The following is an 8,619-nucleotide window of genomic DNA, read 5'->3' on the forward strand; positions in this document are numbered from 1 at the left end:
GCCCGTGCCGCGGCCGCTGCGCGAGCCGGAGCCGAGCGAAAGGATCGACCCATGAAGCACACGACCTTTTCCCTGTCCTGTACGGCGCTGCTGTGCGCCCTGGCCGCCGGCACGGCGCCGGCGCTGGCCGCCGAGGCCAGGGGCGCGCCGGCCAACGACCGCGTCGCCCAGGGCTTTCGCGTCGTGCCCAAGGGGGTGCACCTGAACATGGCCGGCCGCGACCGCAACCTCGTGGGGCTGGGCAGCTACCTCGTCAACGCCGCGGGCGCCTGCGTGGACTGCCACACCCACCCGACCTACCTGCCCGGCGGCGACCCCTTCCAGGGCCAGGACGAGCAGGTCAACTTCCAGCAATACCTCACCGGCGGGCGCCAGTTCGGGCCCGTCATCGTCTCGGCCAACCTGCGCCCGGACGGGCGCGGCCGGCCCGCGGGGCTGACGCTGTGGCAGTTCATCAAGACCATGCGCACCGGCCACAACCCCAACGACCCGCCGGGCCAGCTCCTGCAGGTCATGCCCTGGCCGGTGTACGGCAAGCTGGTCGAGCAGGACTTGCGCGCCATCTACGAGTTCCTGCGCGCCCTGCCCTCGGCGCCGGACAACCCCAACCCGGGGCCGTGAGGCGCACGGCCCCACGGGACTAAAAAAGCGCGGCCGGGCCGCGCTTTTTTCATGGGTGATATCAGTCGGCCGCGTAGATGTCGCGGTCCTTGGTCTCGCGGATGAAGAGCATGCCGATCACGAAGGTCGCGCCCGCAACCACAATGGGGTACCACAGGCCGTTGTAGATGTTGCCCGTCTGCGCCACGATGGCGAAGGCCGTGGTGGGCAGCATCCCGCCGAACCAGCCGTTGCCGATGTGGTAGGGCAGGCTCATCGAGGTGTAGCGGATGCGCGTGGGGAACAGCTCCACCAGCGCCGCCGCGATGGGGCCGTAGACCATGGTGACGTAGATCACCAGCAGCGTCAGGATCCCCACCACCAGCGGCTTGTTGATGCGCTCGGGGTCGGCCTTGGCCGGGTAGCCCGCGGCCCGCACGGCCTGCGTGAGTTCCTTCTTGAAGGCGTCCACGCGCGCCCGGCTGGGGGCGTCGAAGACATGGCCGCCGGGGGCCGGCGTGGCGTTGGGTGCGGCGAGGAGCCTGTCGCCGATCCTCACCGTCGCGGCGGTGCCGGGGGGGCCCTCCTCCACCGTGTAGTTCACGGCGCCTTGCGCCAGCGTGCGCTTGGCCAGGTCGCAGTCGCTGCGGAAGTCCACCTCGCGCGCGATGGGGCTGCCCTGGAAGCTGCAGCGCGCCGGGTCCACCGTGACGGTGATGGGCACGGCGTTCTGCGCCTGCGCCAGCGCCGGGTTGGCGGCCACGGTGAGGGCCTTGAACAGCGGGAAGTAGGTCAGCGCCGCCACCAGGCAGCCGGCCAGGATGATGGGCTTGCGCCCAATGCGGTCCGACAGCCAGCCGAAGACGACGAAGAAGGGCGTGCCCAGCAGCAGCGACAGCGCGATCAGGATGTTGGCCGTCTGCGCGTCCACCTTGAGCGCCTGCGTGAGGAAGAACAGCGCGTAGAACTGGCCCGTGTACCACACCACCGCCTGGCCCGCCGTGAGGCCCACCAGCGCCAGGATCACGATCTTGAGGTTCTTCCAGCGGCCGAAGCTCTCCGACAGCGGCGCCTTGGAGCTGCGGCCCTCCTCCTTGATCTTCCTGAACGCGGGCGACTCGTTCAGCGACAGGCGGATCCACACGCTCACGGCCAGCAGCACGATCGACAGCAGGAAGGGAATGCGCCAGCCCCAGTCGGCGAACACCTCCTCGCCCATGGCCGTGCGCGTGCCCAGGATCACCACCAGGCTCAGGAACAGCCCCAGCGTGGCGGTGGTCTGGATCCAGGACGTGTAGGCGCCGCGCTTGCCGTGCGGCGCGTGCTCGGCCACGTAGGTGGCCGCGCCGCCGTACTCCCCGCCCAGCGCCAGGCCCTGCAGCATCCGCAGCGCGATGAGCATCACGGGTGCCGCCACGCCCACGCTGGCGTAACTGGGCAGCACGCCCACGATGAAGGTGGACAGGCCCATGAGCAGGATCGTCACCAGGAAGGTGTACTTGCGCCCGATCATGTCCCCGAGCCGCCCGAACACCAGCGCGCCGAAGGGCCGCACGATGAAGCCCGCGGCAAAGGCCAGCAGCGCGAAGATGAAAGCTGCGCCCGCATCCAGTCCGGAGAAGAACTGCTTGGCGATGATGGGCGCCAGCGCACCGTAGAGGTAGAAGTCGTACCACTCGAAGACGGTGCCCACGCTGGAGGCGAAGATGACTTTGCGCTCCTCGCGGGTCATGGGCGCCCTCGAGCGCGAAGGCTTGTACGCGCGGGCGGTACTGGCCATGGGGGCGGGTCTCCTGTGTTCCAAGGCCTCTGGCGGGCTGTCTGAGGGCCATCGTGGTGGAGCCGTCTGACGGCGGGCTTACTGACCAGGCGGCCCGGCCAGCCGGCGGGCCTCCCAGGATTTACCCGAGGAGCCCGGCGTTTTTTCGCAATGCGGAAAAAACAGGGCCTCTTCAGCCTCCCACGTAAGCAATCGTTCAGCTTGCCGTCAGGAAAGGGCCCAACCCTGGGCGGCGGTGGACGCGTTGGACGGCGGCACAGGCTGCCTTCGCGCCACCACACAAAAAGCCTGTTCCATAACTGCATGAGGAGACAACGAAGTGCAACATGATTCAGCGGGCTACTGGAAGGCGACGCTCAGCCTTCTGTTCAAGGTATTGGTGATCTGGTTCCTGGTGTCCTTCGGCGCCGGCATCCTGTTCGCGGACCTGCTCAACGGCATCCATCTCGGCGGCTACCCGCTGGGATTCTGGTTCGCCCAGCAGGGCTCGATCTACGTGTTCATCGCCCTGATCTTCTGGTACGCCAAGAAGATGGGCGACCTGGACCGCGAGTTCGACGTGCACGAGGACTGAAGCGCCATGGAACTCCAGACCACCATCTACCTCGTCGTCGGCCTGAGCTTCGCGCTGTACATCGGCATCGCGATCTGGGCGCGCGCGGGCTCCACCAGCGAGTTCTACGCCGCCGGCGGCAGCGTGCATCCGGTGACCAACGGCATGGCCACCGCGGCCGACTGGATGAGCGCCGCATCGTTCATCTCCATGGCCGGCCTGATCTCCAGCATGGGCTACGGCGGAGCCCTGTTCCTCATGGGCTGGACCGGCGGCTACGTGCTGCTGGCGATGCTGCTGGCGCCGTACCTGCGCAAGTTCGGCAAGTTCACCGTGCCGCAGTTCATCGGCGACCGCTTCTACTCCAAGAGCGCCAGCACGGTGGCCGTGCTCTGCCTGCTCACCGCCTCGATCACGTACATCATCGGCCAGATGACGGGCGTGGGCGTGGCCTTCTCGCGCTTCCTGGGCGTGTCCAGCGATACCGGCATCTACGTCGGCATGGCCATCGTCTTCGCCTACGCGGTGTTCGGCGGCATGAAGGGCATCACCTACACCCAGGTGGCGCAGTACATCGTGCTGATCCTGGCCTACACGATCCCGGCGATCTTCATCTCGCTGCAGCTCACGGGCAATCCGCTGCCGCAGCTGGGCCTGGGCGGCACCTACAGCGGCTCGGACGTGTCGCTGCTGCAGAAGCTCGACCAGGTGGTCACGGACCTGGGCTTCGGCCAGTACACCACCACCACCGCCGGCAGCACGCTCAACATGTTCATGTACACGCTGTCGCTGATGATCGGCACGGCCGGGCTGCCGCACGTGATCATGCGCTTCTTCACCGTGCCCAGGGTCAAGGACGCGCGCTCCTCGGCGGGCTGGGCGCTGGTGTTCATCGCCCTCCTCTACACCACCGCGCCGGCCGTGGCCGCCATGGCCAAGCTCAACCTGCACGGCACGGTCAACACCGCCGTGACCAGCGGCGGCGACCTCTACGCCCCCGAGGCCAGCCTGCGCTACGAGGAGCGCCCGGACTGGATGAAGCGCTGGGAGCAGACCGGGCTGCTGAAGTTCGAGGACAAGAACGGCGACGGCCGCATCCAGTACTACAACGACAAGACCGCCAACGCCGATGCCAAGGCCAAGGCCTCGGCCGCGGGCTGGAACGGCAACGAGCTCACCGTCAACCCCGACATCATCGTGCTGGCCAATCCGGAGATCGCGCTGCTGCCCAACTGGGTGATCGCGCTGGTGGCCGCCGGCGGCCTGGCCGCGGCGCTGTCCACCGCCGCGGGACTGCTCATGGCCATCTCCGCGGCCGTCTCGCACGACCTGGTCAAGGGCGTGTTCGCGCCGGGCATCAGCGAGAAGGGCGAGCTGCTCACGGGCAAGATCGCCATGGCCGTGGCCATCGTGATCTCCGGCTGGCTGGGCCTGAACCCGCCGGGCTTCGCCGCGGGCACGGTGGCGCTGGCCTTCGGCATCGCGGCGAGCTCGCTGTTCCCGGCGATCATGATGGGCATCTTCAGCACGAAGATGAACAAGGAAGGCGCCATCGTGGGCATGCTCGCGGGCCTGTTCGTGACGCTGTTCTACGTGTTCGCGCACAAGGGCCTCTTCTTCGTCAAGGGCACCGAGTACGTGGACCTCATCGGCGGGCCCAACAGCTTCTTCGGCATCACGCCGGAGGCCTTCGGCGCGGTGGGCGCGCTGGTGAACTTCGTGGTGGCCTTTGCCGTTGACAAGGTAACCAAGGAGCCGCCGGTGCACATCCAGGCCATGGTCGAGGCCGTGCGCATCCCGCGCGGCGCCAAGGCGATCGACGGCGCTCACTGAGCGCCGCCACGGTCACCGTCCACGGCTGGCGGCGCACGCCGCCAGTCCGGGGCCCAGCCGGCGTGGCCTGCGGGGCCCCTTTTTGTTTCGGAGTCGTTCCATGGCCCTCGATGTCGGCGTCGTCCTGACGTGGATCCTGTTTCTCGCGCTGTTCCCGATGGCCTTCTTCTGGCTGCGGCGGGCCTGGCGCATCCTGGTGCGGCGCGACTTCTCGGAGGTCGCGCTCAAGCACGGCGAGCCTCCGCCCGAGGCCTGGCGCTGGGCGCCCTACGAGATGGCGGTCAACGCCGTGGCCGGCACGGTGGTGGTGTGCGTGATCGTGGCCGTGGTGGCCGCCGGGCTGCGCTACGAGAGCTGGACCGCCATCGCCGGCACCACGGTCTGGTGCAAGTTCTTCTTCAGCTTCGCGCTGGGCCGGCACGCGCACGCCGCGGCAGCGCGCCGGCGCGCCTGAGCCGCGGCAGCCCGAGGCCATGCGCACGAGGTTGCTGCAGCAACGTTTGCTGGGCCTGTTCGCGCTGGCGCTGCTGCTGCTGAACTTCCCGCTGCTGGCGCTGTGGGACCGCGACGTCCTGGTGCTGGGCCTGCCGCTGTTCCCCGCGGCGCTGTTCCTGCTGTGGGCGCTGCTGATCGCGCTGCTGGCGTGGCTGATGGAGCGCACGGACTGATGCGGGGGCTGCGCCCATGCTGACGCCCGCGCTCGTGCTGGGCGCCTCCTCGGCCTACCTGCTGCTGCTGTTCGCGGTGGCCTGGTGGGGCGACCGGCGCGCGCAGCAGGGCCGCTCGGTGGTGGACAACGCCTGGGTGTACGCGCTGTCGATGGCGGTGTACTGCACCGCCTGGACCTACTTCGGCAGCGTCGGCCGCGCGGCCTCGGGCGGCGTGTGGTTCCTGCCCATCTACCTCGGCCCGACGCTGGCGATGCTGCTGGCCTGGCTGGTGCTGCGGCGCATGATCCGCACCGCGCGCACCCACCGCATCACCTCCATCGCCGACTTCGTGGCCAGCCGCTACGGCAAGAGCCCTCTGCTGGCCGGGCTGGTCACGCTGATCAGCGTGGTGGGCATCGTTCCCTACATCGCGCTGCAGCTCAAGGCCATCGCCAGCGGCTACGCGGTGCTGACCATGCCCGCGGGCGCGCCCGCGGCCGGGGCCAGCCCCTGGTGGCGCGACGGCATGCTGGCCGTGGCGCTGGCGCTGGCGTGCTTCACGATGGTGTTCGGCACGCGGCGCCTGGACAGCACCGAGCGCCACGAGGGCATGGTGGCGGCCATCGCGTTCGAGTCGGTGGTCAAGCTCGCGGCCTTCGTGGCCGTGGGCGTCTTCGTCACCTGGGGCCTGTTCGACGGGCCCGGCGCGCTGTTCGCGCGCGCGCTGGCGCAGCCCGATCTGCAGGCCCTGCTGGCGCTGTCGCAGCCCGAGCGCCCCTTCGCCTACGGGCAGTGGTTCGCGCTGACGATGCTGTCGATGCTGTCGGTGCTGCTGCTGCCGCGCCAGTTCCAGGTGATGGTGGTGGAGAACATGCGCGAGCAGCACCTGCGCCGCGCGGCCTGGCTGTTCCCGGCCTACCTGCTGGCGATCAACCTGTTCGTGCTGCCGATCGCGCTGGGCGGGCTGATGGTGCTGGGCCGCGGCGCCGATGCCGACACCTTCGTGCTGTCGCTGCCGCTGGCCGTGGGACAGCCGGGCCTGGCGCTGGCGGCCTTCGTCGGCGGGCTGTCGGCGGCCACCGGCATGGTCATCGTCGAGGCCATCGCGGTGTCCACCATGGTGAGCAACGACCTGGTGATGCCGCTGCTGCTGCGGCTGCCGGGCCTGGCGCGCCGCGCCGACCTCACCGGGGTGCTGCTGGCGATCCGGCGCGCCGCCATCGTGCTCGTGCTGCTGCTGGGCTACCTGTATTTCCACCTCGCCGGCGAAGCCTATGCGCTGGTGAGCATCGGGCTCATCAGCTTCGCGGCGGTGGCGCAGTTCGCGCCGGCGCTGCTGGGGGGCATGTACTGGAAGGGCGGCACGCGCGAAGGCGCCCTGGCCGGGCTGCTGGCGGGCTTCGCGCTGTGGGCCTACACGCTGATGCTGCCCTCCATCGCCAAGTCGGGCTGGTGGGACAGCAGCTTCATCGAGCACGGCCCCTGGGGCGTGGCGCTGCTGCGCCCCGAGCAGCTGCTGGGCCTCACGGGCCTGGACAACCTGACGCACTCGCTGTTCTGGAGCCTGCTGGCCAACGCCGGGCTGTTCGTGGGGCTGTCGCTGCTGCGCACGCCCTCGCCGCGCGAAACCAGCCAGGCGCTGCTGTTCGTGGACGTGCTCGACCGCACGCAGGCCGCGCAGCCGGTGTTCTGGCGCGGCCGCGCGCAGGTGGCGGACCTGCAGGCGCTGGCCGCGCGCTTCCTGGGCGCGGCACAGGCGCAGCGCCTGTTCGAGGACTACGCCCGGCGCAGCGGCGCCGCCGGCATCGGGCACATCGAGCCCGACGCGCGGCTGGTGCATTTCGTCGAGACCGAGCTGGCCGGCGCCATCGGCAGCGCCTCCGCGCGCGTGATGGTCGCCTCGGTGGTCGAGGAGGAGGCGCTGGACATGGACGACGTGCTGCGCATCCTCGACGAGGCCTCGCAGCTGCGCGCCTATTCGCACGCCCTGGAGCAGGCCAGCGCCGAGCTGCGCGCGGCCAACGAGCGGCTCGAAAGCCTGGACCGGCTCAAGGACGACTTCATGTCCTCGGTGACGCACGAGCTGCGCACGCCGCTGACCTCCATCCGCGCGCTGGCGGAGCTGATGCTGGCCGAGCCGCAGATGCCCCAGGCGCAGCGCCAGCAGTTCCTGGGCATCGTGGTGGCGGAGTCGGAGCGGCTCAGTCGCCTGGTCAACCAGGTACTGGACATGGCCAAGATCGAGTCCGGCCAGGCGCAGTGGCACGACGCCGACGTGGACCTCTCGGCGCTGCTGCGCCAGGCCGCGCAGACCGTGGGCGAACTCGTGCACGAGCGCGGCGCCGAGCTGGTGCTGGAGCTGCCCGAGACGCCGCCGCCGCCGCTGCGCGCCGACCGCGACCGCCTGATGCAGGTGCTGCTCAACCTGCTGAGCAACGCCGCCAAGTTCGTGCCCGCGGGCCGCGGGCGCATCGTGCTGCGACTGCGCACCGACGCGCACGGCGCCACCGTGGAGGTGCAGGACAACGGGCCGGGCGTGCCCGAGCATCAGCGCGAGCTGGTGTTCGAGAAGTTCCGCCAGGGCGGCGACGCGGCGCGCCGCCCGCAGGGCACGGGCCTGGGCCTGCCCATCAGCCGCCAGATCGTCCAGCATTTCGGCGGGCGGCTGGAGTTGCGCCCTGACTGCGGTCAAGGGGCCTGCTTCGCCTTCACACTACCGTGGACGCCCCCCTCAGAACAGACGGCGCCCGGAGCAGCCGCGGGAGACAAGCCATGACGACCAAGATCCTCGTCGCCGACGACGAGCCCAACATCCTCATCTCGCTGGAATACCTCATGAAGCGCGAGGGCTACGAGGTGCATGTCGCGCGCGACGGCTTGCAGGCGCTGGAGATGCTGCGCCGCGAGCGCCCGGCGCTGGTGCTGCTGGACGTGATGATGCCGGGCAAGAGCGGCTTCGAGGTCTGCCAGGAGCTGCGCGGCGACGAGGCGCTGCGCGGCACGCGGGTGCTCATGCTCACGGCCAAGGGCCGCGACACCGACGTCGCCAAGGGCATGGCCATGGGCGCCGACGCCTACGTGACCAAGCCCTTTTCCACCAGCGAGCTGGTGGAGCGGGTGCGCGCGCTGCTGCAGGCTCCGGCGCGCCAGGCATGAGGCGCGACCGCCGGCTGCTGGCGGCCATGGCCGCCGCCGCGGCCGCG

General features: G+C 69.9%; 8 protein-coding genes. 7 read left to right on the forward strand and 1 reads right to left on the reverse strand.

The genetic code is table 11. The features are described 5' to 3' along the window. The first annotated feature begins 51 nt into the window (after window positions 1-51). Window positions 52-621 (forward strand): hypothetical protein, encoded by a 570-nt coding sequence (locus Q0741_RS15355; protein WP_298234083.1) that lies wholly within the window; start codon window positions 52-54, stop codon window positions 619-621. A gap of 61 nt (window positions 622-682) precedes the next feature. Here Q0741_RS15355 and Q0741_RS15360 read toward each other — a convergent pair whose 3' ends face one another. Then, window positions 683-2,380 carry an MFS transporter gene (locus Q0741_RS15360; RefSeq protein ID WP_298234084.1) on the reverse strand — a complete coding sequence of 566 codons (1,698 nt, stop codon included), beginning with the start codon at window positions 2,378-2,380 and terminating at the stop codon, window positions 683-685. Between the two features lie 319 nt (window positions 2,381-2,699). On the opposite strand from Q0741_RS15360, the gene Q0741_RS15365 reads away from it, so the two are divergent. The 6 genes from Q0741_RS15365 to Q0741_RS15390 all read left to right on the forward strand — a co-directional run bounded on the left by Q0741_RS15365 (window position 2,700) and on the right by Q0741_RS15390 (window position 8,572). Continuing rightward, window positions 2,700-2,954, forward strand: a complete 255-nt coding sequence (locus tag Q0741_RS15365; protein ID WP_298234085.1) for a DUF4212 domain-containing protein — start codon at window positions 2,700-2,702, stop codon at window positions 2,952-2,954. 6 nt (window positions 2,955-2,960) lie between these two features. Further along, window positions 2,961-4,766, forward strand: a complete 1,806-nt coding sequence (locus tag Q0741_RS15370; RefSeq protein ID WP_298234086.1) for a sodium:solute symporter family protein — start codon at window positions 2,961-2,963, stop codon at window positions 4,764-4,766. Between the two features lie 100 nt (window positions 4,767-4,866). Further along, window positions 4,867-5,220: a hypothetical protein gene (locus Q0741_RS15375; RefSeq protein WP_298234087.1), complete on the forward strand. Its 354-nt coding sequence runs from the start codon at window positions 4,867-4,869 to the stop codon at window positions 5,218-5,220. Window positions 5,221-5,239: 19 nt separating this feature from the next. Further along, on the forward strand, window positions 5,240-5,434 hold the full coding sequence (locus Q0741_RS15380) for a hypothetical protein (RefSeq protein WP_298234088.1): 195 nt from the start codon (window positions 5,240-5,242) through the stop codon (window positions 5,432-5,434). Between the two features lie 16 nt (window positions 5,435-5,450). Beyond that, entirely contained in the window at window positions 5,451-8,192 is a 2,742-nt protein-coding gene (locus Q0741_RS15385) for a sensor histidine kinase (RefSeq protein WP_298234089.1), read from the forward strand. Beyond that, window positions 8,189-8,572, forward strand: coding sequence for a response regulator (locus Q0741_RS15390; protein WP_298234090.1), 384 nt, complete (start codon window positions 8,189-8,191; stop codon window positions 8,570-8,572). Before Q0741_RS15385 ends, Q0741_RS15390 begins: the two co-directional genes overlap by 4 nt. Window positions 8,573-8,619 lie beyond the last annotated feature (47 nt).

The organism is uncultured Azohydromonas sp. (genome assembly GCF_937926365.1).
In the GTDB taxonomy this organism is placed as follows: Bacteria; Pseudomonadota; Gammaproteobacteria; order Burkholderiales; family Burkholderiaceae_C; genus Azohydromonas.